Origin of the sequence: Micromonospora sp. NPDC000442 (assembly GCF_042898635.1) — a bacterium.
In the GTDB taxonomy this organism is placed as follows: domain Bacteria; phylum Actinomycetota; class Actinomycetes; order Mycobacteriales; family Micromonosporaceae; genus Micromonospora.
In genome coordinates this window covers 23,024-42,502 of record NZ_JBIAYZ010000026.1, presented here as the reverse complement: position 1 = coordinate 42,502, position 19,479 = coordinate 23,024, and the positions used below count along the sequence as shown (strand labels likewise).

16 protein-coding genes are annotated in these 19,479 nt (G+C 71.0%); 7 read left to right on the top strand and 9 right to left on the bottom strand.

The annotated features are described in order from the left end of the window. Positions 1 to 1,689 precede the first annotated feature (1,689 nt). Both ACFY2A_RS27735 and ACFY2A_RS27730 read right to left on the bottom strand, forming a co-directional pair. Positions 1,690 to 2,031, bottom strand: a complete 342-nt coding sequence (locus ACFY2A_RS27735; protein WP_357589290.1) for a hypothetical protein — start codon at positions 2,029 to 2,031, stop codon at positions 1,690 to 1,692. Continuing rightward, entirely contained in the window at positions 2,028 to 2,420 is a 393-nt protein-coding gene (locus ACFY2A_RS27730) for a YbaB/EbfC family nucleoid-associated protein (RefSeq protein ID WP_387175894.1), read from the bottom strand. The genes ACFY2A_RS27735 and ACFY2A_RS27730 overlap by 4 nt, the downstream gene beginning before the upstream one ends. Before the next feature lie 151 nt (positions 2,421 to 2,571). On the opposite strand from ACFY2A_RS27730, the gene mycP (ACFY2A_RS27725) reads away from it, so the two are divergent. After that, positions 2,572 to 3,870 (top strand): type VII secretion-associated serine protease mycosin, encoded by a 1,299-nt coding sequence (gene mycP / locus ACFY2A_RS27725; RefSeq protein WP_387175893.1) that lies wholly within the window; start codon positions 2,572 to 2,574, stop codon positions 3,868 to 3,870. Between the two features lie 99 nt (positions 3,871 to 3,969). Here mycP (ACFY2A_RS27725) and ACFY2A_RS27720 read toward each other — a convergent pair whose 3' ends face one another. The 3 genes from ACFY2A_RS27720 to eccB all read right to left on the bottom strand — a co-directional run bounded on the left by ACFY2A_RS27720 (position 3,970) and on the right by eccB (position 6,189). Continuing rightward, a complete protein-coding gene (locus ACFY2A_RS27720) occupies positions 3,970 to 4,260 on the bottom strand; it encodes a WXG100 family type VII secretion target (RefSeq protein ID WP_363925431.1) in 291 nt (96 codons plus the stop codon). A 15-nt stretch (positions 4,261 to 4,275) separates the two neighbouring features. Next, the gene (locus ACFY2A_RS27715) at positions 4,276 to 4,605 is read right to left on the bottom strand and encodes a WXG100 family type VII secretion target (protein WP_155221728.1); all 330 of its coding nucleotides are present in this window, start codon (positions 4,603 to 4,605) and stop codon (positions 4,276 to 4,278) included. A gap of 156 nt (positions 4,606 to 4,761) precedes the next feature. Next, positions 4,762 to 6,189: a type VII secretion protein EccB gene (gene eccB, locus ACFY2A_RS27710; RefSeq protein ID WP_387175890.1), complete on the bottom strand. Its 1,428-nt coding sequence runs from the start codon at positions 6,187 to 6,189 to the stop codon at positions 4,762 to 4,764. 141 nt (positions 6,190 to 6,330) lie between these two features. Here eccB and ACFY2A_RS27705 point away from each other — a divergent pair, with 141 nt between their 5' ends. Then, positions 6,331 to 7,077 carry an SUKH-3 domain-containing protein gene (locus tag ACFY2A_RS27705; protein WP_387175888.1) on the top strand — a complete coding sequence of 249 codons (747 nt, stop codon included), beginning with the start codon at positions 6,331 to 6,333 and terminating at the stop codon, positions 7,075 to 7,077. An 8-nt stretch (positions 7,078 to 7,085) separates the two neighbouring features. On the opposite strand, the gene eccD is transcribed toward ACFY2A_RS27705, so the two are convergent. Next, positions 7,086 to 8,474 carry a type VII secretion integral membrane protein EccD gene (gene eccD, locus ACFY2A_RS27700; protein WP_387175886.1) on the bottom strand — a complete coding sequence of 463 codons (1,389 nt, stop codon included), beginning with the start codon at positions 8,472 to 8,474 and terminating at the stop codon, positions 7,086 to 7,088. 140 nt (positions 8,475 to 8,614) lie between these two features. Between eccD and eccCa the strand changes: the two genes are divergently transcribed. The 5 genes from eccCa (at position 8,615) to ACFY2A_RS27675 (ending at position 17,043) form a co-directional block, all read left to right on the top strand. Then, complete coding sequence (gene eccCa, locus ACFY2A_RS27695; RefSeq protein ID WP_387175884.1) at positions 8,615 to 12,577, top strand: type VII secretion protein EccCa; 3,963 nt, start codon at positions 8,615 to 8,617, stop codon at positions 12,575 to 12,577. A gap of 132 nt (positions 12,578 to 12,709) precedes the next feature. Beyond that, complete coding sequence (locus ACFY2A_RS27690; RefSeq protein ID WP_387175882.1) at positions 12,710 to 13,330, top strand: hypothetical protein; 621 nt, start codon at positions 12,710 to 12,712, stop codon at positions 13,328 to 13,330. Positions 13,331 to 13,361: 31 nt separating this feature from the next. Beyond that, the gene (locus ACFY2A_RS27685) at positions 13,362 to 15,110 is read left to right on the top strand and encodes a hypothetical protein (RefSeq protein WP_387175880.1); all 1,749 of its coding nucleotides are present in this window, start codon (positions 13,362 to 13,364) and stop codon (positions 15,108 to 15,110) included. Between the two features lie 105 nt (positions 15,111 to 15,215). Further along, positions 15,216 to 16,511, top strand: a complete 1,296-nt coding sequence (mycP, locus tag ACFY2A_RS27680; RefSeq protein WP_387175878.1) for a type VII secretion-associated serine protease mycosin — start codon at positions 15,216 to 15,218, stop codon at positions 16,509 to 16,511. A gap of 25 nt (positions 16,512 to 16,536) precedes the next feature. Next, positions 16,537 to 17,043, top strand: coding sequence for a hypothetical protein (locus tag ACFY2A_RS27675; protein ID WP_363925422.1), 507 nt, complete (start codon positions 16,537 to 16,539; stop codon positions 17,041 to 17,043). A gap of 140 nt (positions 17,044 to 17,183) precedes the next feature. On the opposite strand, the gene ACFY2A_RS27670 is transcribed toward ACFY2A_RS27675, so the two are convergent. The 3 genes from ACFY2A_RS27670 to ACFY2A_RS27660 are packed head-to-tail and all read right to left on the bottom strand — an operon-like array spanning position 17,184 to position 19,302. Beyond that, on the bottom strand, positions 17,184 to 18,443 hold the full coding sequence (locus tag ACFY2A_RS27670) for an SseB family protein (protein WP_387175902.1): 1,260 nt from the start codon (positions 18,441 to 18,443) through the stop codon (positions 17,184 to 17,186). Continuing rightward, positions 18,437 to 18,922: an SUKH-3 domain-containing protein gene (locus tag ACFY2A_RS27665; RefSeq protein ID WP_363925421.1), complete on the bottom strand. Its 486-nt coding sequence runs from the start codon at positions 18,920 to 18,922 to the stop codon at positions 18,437 to 18,439. Before ACFY2A_RS27665 ends, ACFY2A_RS27670 begins: the two co-directional genes overlap by 7 nt. Next, positions 18,919 to 19,302, bottom strand: coding sequence for a YwqJ-related putative deaminase (locus ACFY2A_RS27660; protein WP_387175876.1), 384 nt, complete (start codon positions 19,300 to 19,302; stop codon positions 18,919 to 18,921). The genes ACFY2A_RS27665 and ACFY2A_RS27660 overlap by 4 nt, the downstream gene beginning before the upstream one ends. Positions 19,303 to 19,479: the final 177 nt, after the last annotated feature.

Below are 19,479 nucleotides of genomic sequence, written 5' to 3'. Positions count from 1 at the left end.
GGCGGCCGGGGTGCCGTCCGGCGCCGTGGCCGCTACTTCGCCGGGCACTCCGACCGGGATCCCGGTGGAGCCGTCGACGCGCGACGGGTCGGCGGCCGTGGCCGCGTCCCCGGTCGCCGCACCGCCATCCACTGCCGGTGCACCAGAACCATCGTTCGTCGGCGCCACCGAACCGTCCGCCGAGGGAGGCGCGAGGCTGATCGAACCCGCTCCGCTGTCGGGGACCGTGCCGGTGCCGTTCTGCGTCGCGCCGCCGCCTGAGTCGGTCGTCCCGGCCCCGGAGGTACCGCCCGCTCCGTTGGAACTGCCGGCACCGTCCGAACCGGATCCACCGACGCTCGCCCCGGAGTTACCACCGGAGGCGGCCGAGCCGCCGTCCGATGCCGAGCCCGTGCCGCCACCGGTCGCACCGGCACCCGACGTGGAGCCACCGCCGGTCGAGCCGGCACCAGCGCCGTTGGTGCCGCCGCCGAGATCACCGAGCCTGTTCGCACCTCCGACACCCAGGCCCGGATCGATCCCGCCCGCGGCGGGGCCAGCGCCGGGAGCGACGCCGATCCCGCCGAGACCCCAGTTGGTGACCCGAGCACCCAAATTGCCGGCGGCGCCGCCGGCAATCGTCGCCCCGGTACGACCGGCACCGCTGGCGAAGCCGCCAAGGAACGCGTCCGCACCCGGCATGGCCCACTGCCCGTTGATCGTGCCGTTGGCGAGCACACTGGCTGCCGGCGAGATGACGGCGTTCTGGGCACCGGAGGCGAGACTCGTGCTGCCCCAGCGAACCATGCCGCTGCCCCGGAAGGAGAGCTGGGACGGGCTGAACGAGAACGGCATGCGGGGTGCCGCCCGCCGGCCGGCCCAACTCATGCCGGTGCCGAGCACCGCACCGTACGCACCACCCACGCCAGCGGTGAGGGTCCGGTTGCCGTCCCACTGTCGCCGCTCGCCGGTGTGCATCTGGTACGCCTGGGCACCGACGTCGATGATCAGTTCCTCGCCGATCTCCTCCACCAACTCACGGCCGAGGCGATTGAGGCCCTGCCGGAAGCCCTGGCTCGTGGCCATCTGGCCGATCCGGGTGCCAGCCAGCCGCAGCGCGGCCCGCATTCCCGCCCGGGTCAGCAGTTGCCGACCCAGCTGAGCGATCAACCGTCGGAAGGCGATCGTCACCGCCTGCCGGCCGCCAGCCAGGATGCCCGGGATGGCCCCGGCGGACACCCCACCCAACCAGGCCATCAGGAGCGCGACGAAGACCGCGATGACGGTGATGATGACCGCGATCAGCACGGTCAGCTTCGCGTACTCGATTTCGAGAGCAGCCTGGTCACAGCCGGCGGCGTACGCTGCGGAGATCTCCTGGATCAGCGGCAGGCCGGTGTTCGGATCCACACCGATCTGATTCCACAGCCCGCCGAACGCCTCGCCGGCACCGCCGCCCCAGCTCTGCAGGATCTTCATGACCGCCGGATCGGCCTGGCCGAGCGATTCGCTGACCGCATCGGCCAACGCCTGCCACGCGTCGGCCAACTCCCGCATCCGGTCCTCGTCGCCGCTGGGCCACGCCTCTCCGGCGCTCACCCAGCAGATGGCGTCCCAGACCCACGCGTACTCGCCCAGCGAGTTCCTGGGATTGGGTATCGCCACCCCGAACGCCCCTCTGTTCGATGTCGACCCGTAGCGGGCGAACTGCTACTTGTCGTCTCCGCCGAACAGCGTCTTGACCATGTCGTCGGTGTCGACGGTCCCCTCGACCGCCCCCTTGACCGTGGGGCCCAGCACCTCGACCAGCGGCACCAGATCCGCGGCGAGGTCGAGGACCCGTTGCGCCGGCTGATCGTCGCCGCCGAGGTAGTTCTTGTTGAACTCGTTGCCCGGCTCGTCGTCGCCCCAGGGCCGGTCTCCGTTCAGGGTCCCGATGGTCGCCGCGAGGTTCTGCCAGGTTGTGGCGAGCCGAGCACCGGCCGCGCCGAGTTCGTTGGCGCCCTCCAGGGCAGCGTCGGGCTTGACGAAGGTCTCGCGCAGCTCGCTCATCGTCTCTCCTCCCCGGGCAGATCGCTGTCCAACTGACGGAAGATGCCGTCGAGATCGTGATCGATGTAGGCCTGGAACTGGCTGTCCGGTACGAACGGTCGGACCAGCTTCTCGACCTCGGCCATCGCCTGCTCGGTCGCCCGCCGGATCGTCTCGGTGACCGTGGCGGAAAGCTCCTTCGAGTTGGGCCGGCGGTAGATCCGCGGATCGAACTCGACCTTCGTCACCTGGCCACGAGGACCGACCGTCACGGTGACCAGGCCGTCTTCGGAGGTGACGGTCGCCTTTACCGTCTTGAGCTGTTGTTGCAGGTCGCCGACGCCGGAGCGCATCCGCTCGAACTGTGCCATCAGCTCGTCGGCACGGGCGCGCAGCGCCTGTACGTCCATGGCGTGTTCCTCCCCGCGCAGGTCCCGTCCGCCGCCAACGCCCGAGCGTGACGACTCGACCATACTGAATGGGCACGACATCGGCGTGCCCGGTCTGGAGGCCGCCCGCCGCTAGGATGCAGCGGGACCGGTTGACGGGAGGCGTGCAGACATGTTCCGGAACCGTCCTTTGGCGACGTTCGCGCTGGTGGGAACGCTGTTGCCCACGGCTGTGACACTTCCCGTCGCGAGCCAGGCGGCTGCCGCACCGGCGATTTGCGATAATCCGAGCGATCCGGGAGAGGTCAATACCGAGACGCCCTGGCATCAGCGGTGGCTCGCCCCGCAGCGGGTGTGGCCGTTCAGCACTGGCGCGGGAGTGCGGGTCGCGGTCGTCGACTCCGGCACCGACAGCAGTCACCCCCAGTTGGCCGGTCGGGTGGCCACCGGCTTCGACGCCCTGCGCGACGCCCCTGGCGGCGACGTGGACTGTGTGTCCCACGGCACTGCGGTGGCCAGCATCATCGCCGCTCGCCGCCAGGACGGAGTGGGCTTCCACGGTCTGGCGCCCGATGTCACGATCGTGCCGATCCGGGTCAGTGAACGCAACGCCAACGAGGGCCCGGGCGCTGGCGGTGACACCGTCACCGGGGCCGTCTTCGCGCAGGCCATCCGGCACGCGGTCGACGATGGTGCCGATGTGATCAACCTGTCGGTGACGCTGTACCAGCCGGACCCGGACGTGGAGCAGGCCGTCCGCTACGCGCTGGAGAAGGACGTCGTGCTCGTCGCCGCCGCCGGCAACCAGCATCAGGACGGTGCCCGTCCCGATCCGGTGCCCTACCCCGCGGCCTACGACGGCGTGATCGGCGTGGGCGCCGTCGACCAGTACGGTGCCCGGATCCGGCAGTCCCAGATCGGGCCGTACGTGGACATCGTCGCGCCGGGCGGCGCGGTGGTGGCGGCTACCAGGCTGGTCGGGCACAACACCTACGACGGCACGAGTTTCGCCGCCCCGATGGTGAGTGCGACCGCCGCACTGATCCGCGCGGCGGAGCCGAACCTGTCGGCCCGGGAAGTCACCAGACGGCTACTGGCCACCGCCGATCCGGCCCGGGGCGACGCCACACGCGGCTACGGCAGCGGCGTGGTCAACCCGTACCGGGCCGTCACCGAACGACTTACCACCGGAGCACCGGTGACCCAACCGCCGCTGCCCGACGTGCCGTACGACGCAGCGGCGCAGGCTCGCGCGGAGCGCTGGGCGGTCTTCGGTCGGCTGGCCCTCTGGATCGGCCTCGCGCTGGCGACGGTCGCAACTGGAGTCGCGGTGCTGGCCGCGCTGCTGCCGCGTGGCCGTCGCACCCGGTGGCGACCCACCCGCCCGTCGGCACCGCCCCCGACCGAGCCGGAGATCGATGAGCCCGAGGAAATCTTCTTCCGGGTACCAAGTTCGATGCCGCGCGGTTGAGTGCGAAGTCGGCGCCGGTGATCGGACGGCGAGCACTGCATGCGGCGTAGACGGCGATGGCCCGGCACGGGCCGGGCCATCGGTGCTGCGGTCTGGGTTTCAGCCGCCGAACTTCGCGCGGTTCGCGGCCTCACGGGCCTGCATCTTCGCGGCCGACTCGCGTAGCGCCTTCTCGATCCGACCGAGCAGGTCACGAAGGTCGTTGGCGGCCGACTCCCACTCGTTCTGCCGCTGGAAGTACGCCTCGCGGGCGTCACCGTCCCAGGTGGCCAGCAGCGGTGCGATGCCGGACTTGAGCCCGTCCAGCTCCCCGGTCATGTTCCGGACCGCACCACTGCAACTGTCCGCTGCGGCGTTCAGCCCGGCGAAGTTGTACCGAATCTCCGTCATGAGTCTTCTCCCCCGTCAGAGCTTCAGCGCCGCGGTGATCTGGCCGGCGGTGGCACCCGCGCTGTCCATGTCGGCACGGATCTCCTCGTCACTGACGTCGTAGTCCTTACCGGCAGACCCGACCGCCTCGGCGATCGCCCGCAGCGCGACGTTGAGTCGGGCCATGTCCTGGTCGAACCGCTCACGCACCTGGTGGAAGGAACCGGCGCCAGCGCCCTTCCACTGGTCGTACAGCGGCGCGAGCTGGTCCATCAGCGAGTTGAGGTTGCCGGTGAGCCGATCGGCGACGGCATCGACGTCACCTTCGGTCTTCAGCATCAAGCCGGTGTCGGTGTTCATCGACATGGCGGAAGTCACCCCCGTCCTCAATTGATCGCCCCGATTCACCGGGGCGTCCTGTCAGTCGGTGCTCGCGCACCATCGTCGTACGAACGGTAACGGGTCGTGTCCAGCCCGCGCTAGACCGTTGCTCGACCCGCATTTCCATTGTGGCTGGTCAGGTCACTCCGGGTCGAGCGCGAGTTTCGCCGTCGTCGGGTCCAGTACCGGCCCGGCAGGCAGGCGGACCACCAGGCTGGCGGGCAGCCGTACCGGTTGCACCTCCGAGTAGCCGAGAATGGCAGGTACGCCCTCGGACGCCAGCGGGTAACGGTGACCCAGGTCGGTGACCAGGTTCAGGGTGCCCGTCTCCTGGTCAGGGGAGGAGACCGCGGCGACCAGGACGCCGTGACCCGGCTCGATGACGACCCGGTCGGCCAGCGGGATCCCGTCACCGGTCTGTTCGCCGGTGCGTACCGGCTCACGCACCGGTTGCACCTGCGCGTCGAGCAGCAGGGTCGGCTCATCGGCGCCCGGTTGGTAGGCCGCGCAGATCGCCGGCTGGTCGCCGGCCAACCGGGCGATCTCCGGCCGCTGCTCGGGCGCGCGATGCCGTCCTTGGGCCGGCGCGGCTGCCTTGGGCGCCGCGGCGGCGGTACCCGCGGCCAGTTCGATCGGGTAGGGCCTCGCCTCTCCCGGGTACGCCAACTGGGTCTCCCCGTCAGCCATCACCACGTCCGCCTGGACCGGAGTGATCGGCACCAGCCTCGTCCGTTCGGCGAGGTAGTACTGGCGGCTGCCGCCCTGGCTCTCCACCACGAAGACCTGACCGACCCGGGCGTCCGGCAACGCCGTCGAGGGTGTCCCCCGGTCGGCCACCCGTCGAGGCGCGATCGGCTCTCCGGCGGGCAAGGCGTTCAGCCACGCCCCACCCACCTCCACCACCGGCTCGGCGCTCATGGTGAGACCCTCCAACACGACCTTCTCGCTGCGGATCTCGTACCGATGGTCGTGCCAGACCAGATGCAGCCGGTCTGTCTTGCGGTCGCGCACCAGCAGCGCGCTGTCGCCCGGTTCCCGCCCGCCGCCGGGTGCCCGCCCGACGGTGAGCACGGTGGTGGCGACGATACCGCCGGCCGCGTTACGCGCCGGCTGGGTGCAGAGAGTCCAGGGTCCGTCCAGGATGCGGCCGGCCGGGGGCAGCGCATCCGGGGCGAACGGAATGCCGATGCGCGGGCCACGCGGGGTGCCGACGAGTGAATTGCGGGAAACCGAGATGGTCGGTGCCGCAGTCTCCATGGCCAGCAGGGCGGACGCGTAGTTGAGCACCGGATGCAGCCGCCCCTCCCGGTACAGGTAACGGGTGCCGGTCTCCTTTTCCAGGATGACCGCGCCGCCCTCCTTCCACTTGGTCGCGCCGCCGGGACGCAGCAGGCCGTACACCCCCACCGCGGCCAGGCAGAGTACGGCCACCATGATGCTGGCGAAGCCGGCACCACCCAGCCGGCGGAACGGTGCCGCTTCCGGATCGGGCTCGCGCGCCACCAGCGCGGAGGTCATCCGCTGGACGAAGAACTGGTACGACTGAACCTGGTCCCGCCGCGACGGCATGGCACCCCTTCCCTGGCGTACGCCGGCACGGTCACGAACTCCGGACCGCGGTGCCTACCATAGGCACGGCGTCGAGCCGGCCGGTGCCCGCATCCGGCGTAGGCCGGCGGAACCGACGACGGCAGCCCGAGGAGTCCTTCGATGATCAGCCGCGACGAGGCCCTGGCCATCGCCCGCGAATGGGCAAGTGCGGGCAAGCCGGGGCCCGCTCCCGAAGTGGATCTGTACGAGTTCGACCTCGGCTACGTCGCCTGGCGCGTCCTCCCGGAGACGGCCGTCGTCGACGGTGTGCCCATGCCGCCACCGTCGACGGGGTATCCCCGAGCGGTCATCGACCGCGAAACCGGTGAAGTTTCTCAATGGACGGCATTGTCCGCACCCCTGGTGGCCGAAGAGTACGCACTCTATCGCGCAGCCGAGGGTCGCTTTCCCCCTGACGTGCGACAGGTACTGGACCGGGCTGGGTGGTTTCCCGGCCGCGACAACAGCGCCGGTGTAAACCACTGGATGGTCCGCTTCGCCGACGAACTGGCCGGACTGGAGTGTCCACCAGTCGTCCGGGCGGCGCTGATCGAGTTCGGGGGCCTGGAGCTGCCGCAGCTCGATATTCCCGGTGAACTGGACGGTGGCTTCACCAGCTACTTCTTTCCTACCTTGGGCGGCATCGTGACGGACAAGGCGCGTGGATTCGCCGAGGAGTTCGACAACCCGGTTTTCCCCATCGGTAACAACGAGGACGGGCCGTCCGAACTGGTCGCCGACGCGCAGGGGCGGGTCTTCATGCTGCACTGGGCCGACGACTTCTTCGTCGGCCCCGACATCGACACTGCCATCGTCAACCTGATCCGAGGTAACGAGATGTCCGAGGCCAGCGACCGCGACTGGTGACGGAGGCGTCAGCCGTTGATGGCGCGCATGAACGCGTACAGGCCGAGCACGCTGCACGCGACCGGGACCACGGCCAACTGCAGCAGGATGTCGAACATGTCGCCGAGCCGGGCCAGTCGGGGCGACGGAGCACGCCGGCTGTAGGCGAGCCCGGCGGCGGCCGACAGCCCGGCCGCGACCAGGGCCACCGGCAGCACGGCCAGGACCCGGGCCCCGGTCGACGCGTCGGCCGCACCGACCAGAGGCAGCAGACCCAGACCCACCATGCCGACGGCCAGCATCGGCACCCGGTGCCGGACCGTGGACACCAGTCGGGCCCGCAGCAGGTAGCCCAGCGAGATGATTCCGGCGAGCAGCAGCGCGGCGAGCGTGCCGGTCGCGGTGAGCACGATCAGGCCGGCGATGGTGACGACGAAGGCCCCGAAGACCATGCCGGTGAAGACCTCGTCGGCCCGGGCGGTGGCCTGGTAGATGACTTCGCGCTTGGGCTGCGGCTCGTCGCGCAGCAGGTCCGCGGCGGTACGCGGCAACGCCGGCATCGGCATCTTTCCGAGTCGCACGGAGAGCAGCGGCATGGCCGGTAGCAGCAACGCCACCGCACCTACGACGATCGCAGTGCCCTGTGCGGCGTCCATCGAACCGAGAGCGATCAACCCGCCGACCATGCCCCAGAAGCCGACGAAGACCGCGGCCACGAAAACCCTCGTCGCATCGCCGACCCCGAGCAGCCCGAGCAGCCCGGAGAGCAGCAGCACAGCGGAGCCGAGCAGCACATGCGGGGCGCCCAGCGCCCAGACCGACTCGCCGGTGCCGATCACCAGCACACCGCCGACGAAGGCATAGGGCAGGCCGGCGGCGGCGACCACGGCTCCGGCGAGGGAGTCGGCCATCGCCCGGGAGAGCACGATCCCGCAGACCAGCAGCAGACCTGCCGCACCGAGGGCGACCGCACCACCGAGCCAGCCGGGCTCCTCGGATGTCACGATCACGACGAGGCCGAGCAGCAGCAGCACGCCGGCCACGATCAGACCGGTCAGCCGGGTCGCGAACGGGCTCCAGACCACCCCGCGTCGTCGGGCACCGTCGGCGACGGCCTCCATCAGGTCGTCGTACGCCAGCTCCGGCCACTCGGTGCGCCGCGGCACCAGGTGCAGCGTCTCGCCGTCACGGACGTTCTGTGCGGCCAGCGTACGGGTCAGGTCGACCGGGTTGCCGTCGCTGCGCCGCAGCATCCAGCCTCCGTGGCTGGTGCCGTCCGACGGTTCCTCGTCGGCCTGTCGAAGCACGGCGGGTAGCAGCCCGACCAGCGGCAGGTGCTCGGGCAGAGCGAGATCCAACCGTCGGTTGGGGGCGACTACGGCGATGCGCGCGAGTCCGGTTCCGGCCTGGGTGACCACTAACGACCCCTCGGTACGAGGAGCGGGCCGACGGCCCGCGGCTGTCCTGACGGGCAAAGGCTACCTACCATGTGCCGGTGACGCGGGGGGCGGTTCACCGCGGCGCACCAGACCCAGGAGAGGCGACGGAGGTCCGTCACGTGAGCACGGTGGTCGTCAAGCGACCCGCCCGCCAGCCGGAGCCGGAGTATCCCTCCGGCGAGGTGCTGCTGGATGCGCCGCCCGAGGTACCCGCACCGAGCGGTAAGGCGTGGGGGCAGATGCTGATGCTGCTGCCGATGCTCGCCGGCTCGTTCGCGATGGCCCTGATGTTCGCCGGTCGAGGCGGGTCGACCCTCGGCTACGTCACCGGTGGCCTGTTCGGACTCTCCGCCATCGGGATGCTCGGGTCGCAGCTGGCCAACAACTCCGGCGGACCGGGCAAGCAGGAGATGCTGCAGAAACGCCGCGAGTACATGACGCATCTGTCCCGTCAACGGCGTCGCGTGCTCAAGACGATCCGTAAGCAGCGGGAGGCGGCGTTCTACCGGCACCCGGACCCCGACGTCCTCTGGTCCCTGCCGCTGGGGCCCCGACTGTGGGAGCGTCGGCGCGGCGACGTGGACTTCGCCGCCGTACGCATCGGCCTCGGGCCGCAGGAGTTGGCGACGCCGCTGGTGCCGCCACCGGCCACGTCGTTGGAGAAGCTGGAGCCGATGTGCGCGCTCGCGCTGCGCCGGTTCCTCACCACCTACGGCGAGGTGCCCGATCTGCCGGTGACCATGGCGCTGAACGGATTCGCCCGGGTGCATCTGCGAGGCGACACCGCGGCAGCCCGGGGCATGGTCCGGGCGGTGCTCGCCCAGGCCACCGCCTTCCACGCGCCCGACGACATGCTCGTCGCGATCTGCGTGGCACCGGACCGACGGGCCGACTGGGAGTGGACGAAGTGGCTGCCGCATGCCCTGCACCCGTCGCGCACCGACGCACTCGGTCAGTTGCGCCTGGTGGCACCCTCGGTGACCGGTCTGGAGGCGATGCTCGACGACGTGCTGGCCAGCCGGCCCCGGTTCAACGCCAGCGGCGGTACGCCGCAGGTCGCCGGGCCGCACGTGCTGGTGGTCATCGACGGTGGCGACACCGCCGGGTCGGATCACCTGATGACCGATGGCGGCGTGGAGGGTGTCACCCTGCTCGACCTGTCCACTCCGGCACCTCGCCTGCTCGATCGGGCGCGGCTGGTGCTGGAGGTGTCGGCGGAGCGTCGGTTGCACAGCATCACGGTGGATGGTCCCGCCGAGATCGGCCGGGCCGACGACTGCCGGGTGGTCGAGCTTGAGGCGTTGGCCATGCAACTGGCCCCGCTCCGCCTCTCCGCCGCCTCTCGGGGTAGCGGCGACACGCCCCTCACCACGGAGCTGGGCCTGGCCGAACTGCTCGACATCGGCGATCCCTACGAGTTCGACGTGGACCGGGCGTGGCAGCCGCGGCCCAACCGCGACAAGCTGCGGGTGCCGATCGGGGTGGGTGCCGACGGCGGGCCGGTGGAACTGGACCTGAAGGAGTCGGCGCAGGACGGCATGGGGCCGCACGGGCTGCTCATCGGCGCGACCGGCTCCGGCAAGTCGGAGCTGCTGCGCACCCTGGTGCTGGCGCTGGCGGCGACGCACTCCTCGGAGAGCCTCAACTTCGTGCTTGTCGACTTCAAGGGTGGTGCCACCTTCACCCGGCTGGACGGCCTGCCGCACACCAGCGCGGTGATCACCAACCTGGCCGACGAGCTGCCTCTGGTGGACCGGATGACCGACTCCATCAACGGCGAGCTGGTCCGTCGGCAGGAGTTGCTCCGGGCGGCCGGCAACTACGCCTCGCAGCGGGACTACGAGAAGGCCCGGGCGGCGGGTGCACCGCTGTCTCCGCTGCCGAGCCTGCTCATCATCTGTGACGAGTTCTCCGAGCTGCTGACCGCCAAGCCGGACTTCATCGACATGTTCGTGCAGATCGGCCGGGTCGGTCGCTCGCTCGGCGTGCACCTGCTGTTGGCGAGCCAGCGCCTGGAGGAGGGTCGGCTGCGGGGACTCGACACCCACCTGTCGTACCGGATCGGTCTGCGGACCTTCTCGGCGATGGAGTCCCGGGTGGTGCTGGGGGCCACCGACGCGTACGAGCTGCCCCGGTCGCCGGGTCACGGTTACCTGCGTTTCGGCACCGAGCCGCTGGTGCGGTTCAAGGCCGCGTACGTCTCCGGCACCTACCGCAGCAAGACGGCGGCGGCGGTCGCGGCCGGCGACGGCGAGGATCGGGTACGCGAGTACACCACCGCCTACGTCGCCCCGCCGGTGACCCGTGCTCCCAAGGAGGAGACCGCACCGGAACCGACCGACGGTATGGGCGAGAGTGTGCTGGACATCCTGGTGGGTCGACTCGCCGGGCGAGGCAAGCCCGCGCACCAGGTGTGGCTTCCTCCGCTGGCCGAGCCGCCGACGCTGGACCAGCTGCTACCTCCGATGACCGCGGATCCCGCCCGTGGCATCACCGTCGCGCACGCCGGCCTGCTCGGCGAGTTGCAGGTGGCGGTCGGCATCGTCGACAAGCCCTTCGACCAGCGTCGAGAGGTGCTCTGGTTCGACCTGGCCGGTTCGGCCGGCCACGCGGTCATCGTCGGCGGCCCGCAGAGCGGCAAGAGCACCCTGCTGCGGACGGTTGTCACCGCCCTGGCGCTGACGCACACTCCGCGCGAGGCCCAGGTCTACTGCCTCGATCTGGGCAGCAGTGCCCTGTCGTCGCTGCGTGACCTGCCGCATGTGGGGTCGGTGGCGACCCGCCTCGACTCCGGCCTGGTCCGGCGTACCGTGGCCGAGCTGCAACTGCTGATGGGTGAGCGGGAGCGGCGGTTCGCCGAGCGCGGGGTGGACTCGATGGCCGAGTACCGGCGGGCACGCCGACACGGCCAGCACGACGACGACCCGTTCGGCGACGTGTTCCTGGTCATCGACGGTTGGGCGACGTTGCGGGCTGAGTTCGAGGACCTGGAACCGACGATCAACGACATCGCCAATCGGGGGCTGTCCTTCGGTATCCATCTGGTCGTGACCGCGAGTCGTTGGATGGATCTGCGACCGGCTGTCCGGGACGTCTTCGGCACCCGGCTGGAGTTGCGCCTGGCCGATGCCGGTGACTCCAACCTGGACCGGCGGGCGGCGATGAACGTGCCGGAGAAGTCACCGGGTCGAGGCATCACCCCGGACGGGCAACAGTTCCTGGCGGCGCTACCACGAGCGGACAGCGCGCAGGAGGCGGAGACTCTGCCCGAGGGCGCGCGGAGGCTGGTCACCGATCTGGCCGCCGCGTGGCAGGGGCCGGGCGCACCGCCAATCCGGTTGCTGCCGCCCGTGGTGCCGTACGGCAGCCTGCCGAACACCGGCCGCCCGGGAATCCCCATCGGTATCGCCGAGGTGGACCTTCAGCCGGTGCAGGTGGACTTCGCCGCCGACCCGCACTTCATCCTGTTCGGTGACGGCGAGTCGGGCAAGAGCACCTTCCTGCGGGCGCTGGCGCAGACCATCGTCGACCGCAACGAGCTGACCGAGGCTCGGCTCGTCATCGTCGACTACAGACGCAGTTTGCTCGGCGACATCGACACGCCGCACCTGATCGGGTACGGCTCGACCGCGCAGGTCACCGAGAGCATCATCGCTGAGGTGGCCGCGGTGATGCGCGACCGGCTACCACCACCGGACATCAATGCCGAACGGCTGCGGGCACGCGACTGGTGGAAGGGTCCCGACCTGTACGTGCTGGTCGACGACTACGACCTGGTGGCCGGTGCGGGCAGCAATCCGCTGACGCCGCTGCTGGAGTTCCTGCCCCAGGCTCGGGACATCGGCCTGCACGTGGTCATCGCCCGGCGTACCGGCGGCGCCAGTCGGGCGCTCTACGAGCCGGTGCTGATGCGGCTGCGGGAGATCAGCACGCCGGGCATCGTGATGTCCGGCAACCGCGACGAGGGGGTCCTGCTCGGCACCGTCCGGCCCGGGCCGCTGCCACCGGGCCGGGGCTGGCTGGTGTCCCGGCGTGGTGGTACCCGGTTGGTGCAGTTGGTGCACCTTCCGCCACGCTCTTGAGCCCGGTACGGGGTTGCCCGATCAGGCTACTGTCGGCCAGAGTGGACTCACGGTGCGCGGCTGCATGACCCCCGACTTGTCGGAGAAGGAAGCAGCCGCGCCGGCATCGTGTGAGCGAACGGGGGAGGGAACATGGGCGACGAGTGGCTCGTCGACGAACAGATCGACGTCGACATCCAGCAGCTGAAGGATTTCGCGCTGGCGATCCAGAAGGAAATGGAGACCAACTTCCAGCCCAGCTTCGACAACGGCCTGCGTCCCATGCTCACGGTGCAGGCACCGTTCGGCGGCGGCGGGATGAAGGAGGCGGCGTTCTTCCGGGGCCGGCACGACGAGAGCCGGATGGCGATTTCCCATCTGATGGGCGACGTGATGAAGGGGCTCACCGCCCTGAGCATGGCCGCCATGTCCATCTCGGCCGAGTACCTGACCGGGGACGCGCTGGCCCAGGCCACCAACGAGGACGTCTACAACGCGTTCTCCGCCGTCGACGGTCAGGACACGCTCAGCGGCCGATGGCAGGAGGGCACGGAGAACCCGGCGGACTCGGTGCCGGAGTCGGCCCTGAACCCGGCGCCGATGAATCCCTATTACGGCCTGGACTCCTGCCCGACGGGTGAGCAGCGCGAGGAGTCTCCGGCGTGGGCGCAGTCGGAGGTCGTCGGTGAGGGCTCCGGCGCGTACGTGATTCACGGCGACGGCGAACGCATGCACGGCGAAGATCTCCGGCTGGATCAGTCGGATCTCCGGTGACGGTGGCACAGGCGAGGCCCGAGGAGCGGGGATGAGCGACGACTACTACGGCTGGCAGCCGGTCAGCTACCCGATGTACGCCGGCGTGTCGGACGACTACGCGGCCGAGCGGGCCGCCGGGGCCACGCCGTACGAGCCAACGGCGTGGGATTCGGTGAACATCGAGCATATGTGGGAGTACGTCCGCAAGGAGAGTGACGAGCGGACGACGGCACTCGCCGACATGTGGCGGCGGGCGGCGAACCTGCTGCAGACCACGCGGGACAATCTCAAGCGTCACGCCGACTCCCTGGACGCCCGCTGGCAGTCGCCCGCGGCACGGGTCTTCATGTCCCGCGTGGGCGCCACGCTCCACTCACTCGACGAGTGGAAGAACGTGGCCAGCGACAACGCCACCGGCCTGGACCAGCTCGCCAGCAAGATCGAGACTGCCCAGCGGGAGATGAAGACCCTCTGGCAGGAGTACCAGGCCGAGCAGACCCGGCAGGGGGAACGCCGCTCGAACGACGAGGGCTTCCAGGCATCCGACATGGTCGACTGGCTCCCCGGCGTCACCGGCAACGACGCCAAGTCGTACGAGGACGTCCAGAGCGAGTACCACCAGCGCGCCAAGAACATCGCCAAGCCGCTGGCCGACCTCTACATCGACGTCTACATCTCGAACATCTCCCGAGGCGGGAAGTTCAAGGGCCCGACGGACGCGGTCATCACCAGTCCGTCAAACGTGCCCGGCCCTGGGGCTCCGGGGGCACCGCCGCCCGGCGCCCCTCCGAAGGGGGCCGCCCCGAACCGCCCGGCCATGCCCAACCGGCCGGATCTGCCGACCCGGCCCGATGGGGGCGACGCGCCGACCGGTGCGCCGCCACCGCCGCCACCGAACCTTCCGGAGGGCGTCGGTCTGGCCGGTGGCACCGCCGCACCCGTCGCCCCACCGCCGACCGCGCCGCCGGTGACCACCGCCCCCACCGCCCCCGTGACGCCCGGTCCGGTGGTGCCGCCGGTGGCACCGCCCGGGCCGAGACCGGGCAACCCCGGTCTGACCACACCGAATTCAGCGCGACCGAACGCACCACGGACCACCCTGCCGGGTGCGGGCGGTCCCGGCGCGCCCGGTGGCCGTGGGCCGGGGCCCAACCGGCCCACGTTGCCCGGTGCCGGTGGCCCGGGCAGCGGGTCCGGGGCACCGGGCGGTGGCCGGCGTGGTACGGCCCCGAACCGCCCGACCCTGCCCGGCAACACCGGCGCCGGCGCTCCCGGCGGTGGCCGGGGCCGGTCGGGTCTGGGCAGTCGGCCGGGCGCTTCGGCCACCCCACCGCCGTCGAGCCCGCGTCTGCCCGGCTCCACCGCCCGACCCGCTCAGCGCGGCACCACCCCCGGGCGTCCCGCCGCACCTCCGCCGAGCCTCGGCGGTCAGCGGGGTGCCACCCCGGGCGGGCCGCCCCGGGCCGGTTCGCCACTCAGCGGCAAACCCACGACCGGCAAGCCGATGGCCGGCGGGAGCACCGCCGGTGCCCGGCCCGATCTGAGCGGACGCGCCGGTGCGGGCACCGGCCGATCCGCGCCGACCACCGGGCCGGCCCCCTCGCTGGGTGGCCGACGCGGCGGGCCGGCCACCCCGGCTCCGCGTAAGGGTGCGGCGCGCGACGGAGACCAGGAGACCTGGGAGTACGGCGACGGCGACGACGAGCTGTGGGTCACCGAGTCGTCAGCCGCCGGTGTCGTGGAGGCCCCGACGGAGCACCGCCCCCGGGAGCAGGGCAGGACGCTCGGCCAGAGCTGACCGCGTGCGGGCCGGTCACCCAACGCTGGGTGGCCGGCCCGTACCATGCAGTGACCGTTCGACCCCAGCCGTCCGGCTATGGCCCACAGAGGAAGGCAGACGGGCATGCGCGTCCTCGCCCGACCGGCAACGACCCTGGCGGTCGCAGCCGCAAGCGTACTGGCGATCCTGTGGCTGCCCGCGGCACCCGCTATGGCCGATTCCATCAGGGACGACTCGTGGCATCTGAAGGCCCTGGAGATACCTGAGATGCACAAGATCACTCGGGGCGAGGGTGTCGTGGTGGCCGTGATCGACACCGGGGTGGACGCGAAGCACCAGGACCTCAAGGACAACGTCCTGCCCGGGGTCGACTTCTACGACGACGATGCCAAGGGCCGGGTCGACCGAGCGGGCCACGGCACCGCCATGGCCTCGTTGATCGCCGGGCACGGGCACGGGCCGGGCAACCGCGACGGCGTGCTCGGCATCGCACCGAAGGCCAAGATCCTCCCAATCACCATCATGAGCGAGCGAAGCCCGCTGATCCAGCCGACCGCCATCGCCGCCGCAATCAACTGGGCGGTCGACCACGACGCCGACATCATCAACGTCTCACTGTCCAGCAGTTTCAACGACGAGCTGAACCGAGCCGTCGAGCGGGCCTACCAGCGAAACGTGATCGTGGTCGCGGCCGTCGGCAATCGTAAGGATTCGATCATCGCCAGCCCGGCCTCACACCAGAGCGCCATGGCTGTCAACGGCACCGACCGCACCGGCACGATCAGCGAGGAGGCCGCCCTACCCGCCGAGCAGGTCGACATCGCCGCACCGGGCGAGGACATCGTCTACGCCGTCCCCGGCAACAGGTACCACGTCGGGCTCGGCAGCAGCAACAGCACGGCCCTCGTCTCCGGCGCGCTGGCTTTGGTCAAGGCCGAATATCCGGACCTGAACGGCTACGAGATGTTCCAGCGCCTGCTGGAGACCACTCGTGATGAGGGCGAGCCCGGCCATGACCTGCACTACGGGTGGGGCGCACTCGACATCCGGCAGGCATTGACCGGCGAGCCGGACGGCCGGGGCACCCGCCCCACCGATCCTGCAGCGGGCGATTACGGTCTGGAGCCGTGGCAGGCCGATCCCCGCGAGCGCGAGGACGGCATCGTGGTCTTCGTGTGGGCCGTGATCATCGCCGTGCTTCTGCTCATCGTCGGCGGGATCGTGGGCACCGTCATGCTGCTGCGGGGCCGCGCACGCCGACTTGAGGCGGAGTCGGCCGACGAGGATCCGCTGGAGGAGATGTCGGCAGCTTCCGGAGCTGTCGCGCCGGCGGCAGGGGGTCTCGCCACGCCTACCGGCAGCGCCGGTCAGCCCGCGGACAGAACCGACGACGCGGTCTGGCGGCGCCCGCCCGGCTGACCCGATCGCTCCCGAGGAGGAATCCATGTCGTCCGCCGCGCCAGCCGGCGAGTCCCCCAACCTCGGCCCAGCCCCGGGTACGCCTCCCGGCGGGCGCACGCCGACGCCACGCCGGCGACCGGTCGTCGTCACCCTCGCCGCCCTGCTGATGGTGCCCTCGATCGTCGTCTGGCTGATCGCCGGGTTCGCCTTCTTCCGGGCGATGCTGCGTACCGATGGCGACGGACTGGGCAAGTTCCTGGTGGTGGGCATCGGTGCGGGCGTACTGGCGATCGCGTTGCTGGTGGTGCTGCTCGCGTCACTGGGGATTCTGATGGCCTGGACGGGCGACAACGCGGCAGGGCTGGTCGTGCCGGCCGGATTCACCTTCGGGCTCTTCGTCGTCGTCATCGTCACGCTGCTGGCGCAGGGCAAGCTCAGTTATCACCCGACGATGGTCACGCCGCTGGTCGTGGGTGGGTTGGCCGGTGTGTCGCTCGTCCTGATCAAGAGCCCGCCCGCGCGGGCCTGGTTCGCCGGCCGCAGTCGCTGACGGACGGTAGGACGGTACGACGCGGTGGTTCAGCGCTCCGGCGACCGTGGTCACAGCCGACCGCACCGACGTCGCCCGTGACCGCAGCACACCGTCGAGGGCCTCCGACAAGCAGCGCCACCGACCGGAGGCGGGACCGATCAGGCCGGGGACCAGCGGCGGCCGGTGGCGTCGAAGCGGGCCAGCAGTTCGTCTCGGCCGTCGGCGTGCAGGCAGTGCAGCTCGGTCCCGTCCGGTACGACAAGCGACTCCATTCGTGGCTGCCCCTGACCCCACTCCTCGGGCGTCGCCTCGCCGGGCGGCCAGCGCAGCACTGCCACCCACTCGTCCGATTCCTCGAACGGAGAGCCCTCACCGAGCAGGCCCAACCGTCGGTACAGCCGGATCGGCGTGTCCCGTCCCGGTCCGTGCCAGGCGTGCACCAGCCCGGCCGCCCGGTCGTACCCGTCGTCGAGGTAGGACGTCAGGTAGCGGTGCGGGATGACCAGTTGCAGCAGCAGCGGTGCGCTGGGATCGGGCCCGTCGTCGGCGGTGGATTCCGGTGCCGGGCGGGGCACCGGTACGCCCACCGTCGACGGGTCGGCGTACCGGGCCGTGTCGCGTCGTTGCTGCTCCTGGTCGGCCGCCTCCTGGATCACCTGTCGTAACTCGCCGAGCCAGTCGCGCAACGTCAGCAGCGCCTCGCCGGGCAGTGCCGCCGCCAGTGGGGTCTCCGGGTTGAGCAGCAGTTGCCAGGAGAGGTCCGGCCAGTGGTCGGTGAGCTGAAGGCTGCTGACCACCACCAGGTCACGCTCGCCGAGTGCCTGCCGCAGCCGGCCTTCGGAGCTGAACACGGGCAGGCTGGGCCGACCCTGCTCGTCGGGGACGGCCCACCACGGAAAGTCCGGGTCGGACAGGTCTCGCGTCGCCGAGCCCTCGGGGTCCACCGGCAGCACCAGTTCCGCCCGGAGCAGGGCGGACATCAGGGCGTTGGGATCCTGTCGCCGGACCGCCTCGCGGAGCGGTCGCTCGGCCTCCACGACCGGTGCGGTCAGGGCCCGAAGCTCGTCAGCGGTCAGTCGTACGCCGATCGGCAATCCGGCGTCGATCGCCAGCATCCACCCGTCGTCGGGCCAGTCGACGGCGATGTCGACCAGTCCCGACACCCGGTAGTTCACCGACCGACCGGGCATCCCGGCGGCGATCGCGGCCGGCGAGGTGTACGCGAGCACGTGGGTGACACCCTCGTGGTGAGCCGTCGGCCACGCCACCGTCTCCCGTCCGGCCGCCGCAGCGGGCGACACGGGCAGCAGCAGCGGACCGGCGACGAGTTCGGTGAGGAATCCTTCCCGGTCGTCGGCCTCGGCGGCGGCCAGCAGCGCGCGTTCGGCGGCCGTGCTGGGCTGCCAGCCGGTCACCAGGTGCCGTCCGCGCGTACCCGCTGGGGACGACGACCGAGCACCAGCGTGGTGAGCGCCTCGTCGAGATCCGCGCCGAGGAACCAGTCCCCGGTGTGGTCCAGCACGAACACCCGACCTTGCTGATCGAGCGCCAGGATCCCGGTGCCGTCGCCCTCCTCGCCCAGCGGGCTCAGTGGTGCGCCGATCGCCTCGGCCAGCTCGGCGAGGGTTTCCACCGAGTGTCGCACCAGGAACGGGTCGAGGTGGAATTCGCTCGGTACGACCTGCTCACCCTCCCCTTGCGGGCGCACCCGCAATCCGCCGAACTCGGCGTACGCCTCGATCGCCCGGGTCGTCACGGTGTGCTGGCGGCCGCCGGGCGTGGCGTGGGCGGCGATCCGCAGCCCCCACTCGCGGCCCCGGTTGTCGTCGGAGCGGTCGGGCGACCAGCCGGCGGCGGCGAGGGTCTGCGCCACCAGGGGCGGAAAGCGTTCGCTCATGTCAGCGCCTCCACACCGAACCAGTCCAGCATGGCGGCGCAGGAGCGGCAGGGCGACTGAACCTCGCCGTGGCGCGGGTCGCCCTCCTCCCGTACCCGGGTCACCCGGACTTTCGCGCCCCAGAGCAGCGCGCGGGACCGGGCGGCGTCGAGTGGTGGCCCGCCTGCCTCGGCCGCGTAGAGCCGGTCGGAGATCAGCACCGCCTCGGCGCACCATCCGGCGTAGCGCTCGCGCTGCTCGACCGGCAGCCCGTGCAGGAAGCGCCGGACCACCGGATGCAGGTCAGGGACCAGATCGCCGCGTACCGAAGTGTGCGTGTGGACGGTGCCGTCGGCCAGCAGCGCACCGGCCGCCAGCGGCAGCATCCGCGGCTGCGCCATCCGTCCTCCCGGGTGTCGAAAGGGGATCACCGGCGAGGTTTCGCCCGCCCCGCACGCGAGCCTAGCCGTCGTCGCCGTGCCGGCGGGTGGGACGTGTGGGCACCGCCGGCATCGAGGGGCTCACACCACCTCGACCGGCTGGGATATCGTCGGTCCCGCCCCCTCTTCGCCGTCCAG

Coding starts and splice junctions, on each gene's coding strand:
- ACFY2A_RS27735 (WP_357589290.1), bottom strand. CDS start 2,031: ATGAGCGAGCTGCGCGAGACCTTCGTCAAGCCCGACGCTGCCCTGGAG.
- ACFY2A_RS27730 (WP_387175894.1), bottom strand. CDS start 2,420: ATGGACGTACAGGCGCTGCGCGCCCGTGCCGACGAGCTGATGGCACAG.
- mycP (WP_387175893.1), top strand. CDS start 2,572: ATGTTCCGGAACCGTCCTTTGGCGACGTTCGCGCTGGTGGGAACGCTG.
- ACFY2A_RS27720 (WP_363925431.1), bottom strand. CDS start 4,260: ATGACGGAGATTCGGTACAACTTCGCCGGGCTGAACGCCGCAGCGGAC.
- ACFY2A_RS27715 (WP_155221728.1), bottom strand. CDS start 4,605: ATGTCGATGAACACCGACACCGGCTTGATGCTGAAGACCGAAGGTGAC.
- eccB (WP_387175890.1), bottom strand. CDS start 6,189: ATGCCGTCGCGGCGGGACCAGGTTCAGTCGTACCAGTTCTTCGTCCAG.
- ACFY2A_RS27705 (WP_387175888.1), top strand. CDS start 6,331: ATGATCAGCCGCGACGAGGCCCTGGCCATCGCCCGCGAATGGGCAAGT.
- ACFY2A_RS27690 (WP_387175882.1), top strand. CDS start 12,710: ATGGGCGACGAGTGGCTCGTCGACGAACAGATCGACGTCGACATCCAG.
- ACFY2A_RS27685 (WP_387175880.1), top strand. CDS start 13,362: ATGAGCGACGACTACTACGGCTGGCAGCCGGTCAGCTACCCGATGTAC.
- mycP (WP_387175878.1), top strand. CDS start 15,216: ATGCGCGTCCTCGCCCGACCGGCAACGACCCTGGCGGTCGCAGCCGCA.
- ACFY2A_RS27675 (WP_363925422.1), top strand. CDS start 16,537: ATGTCGTCCGCCGCGCCAGCCGGCGAGTCCCCCAACCTCGGCCCAGCC.
- ACFY2A_RS27665 (WP_363925421.1), bottom strand. CDS start 18,922: ATGAGCGAACGCTTTCCGCCCCTGGTGGCGCAGACCCTCGCCGCCGCC.
- ACFY2A_RS27660 (WP_387175876.1), bottom strand. CDS start 19,302: ATGGCGCAGCCGCGGATGCTGCCGCTGGCGGCCGGTGCGCTGCTGGCC.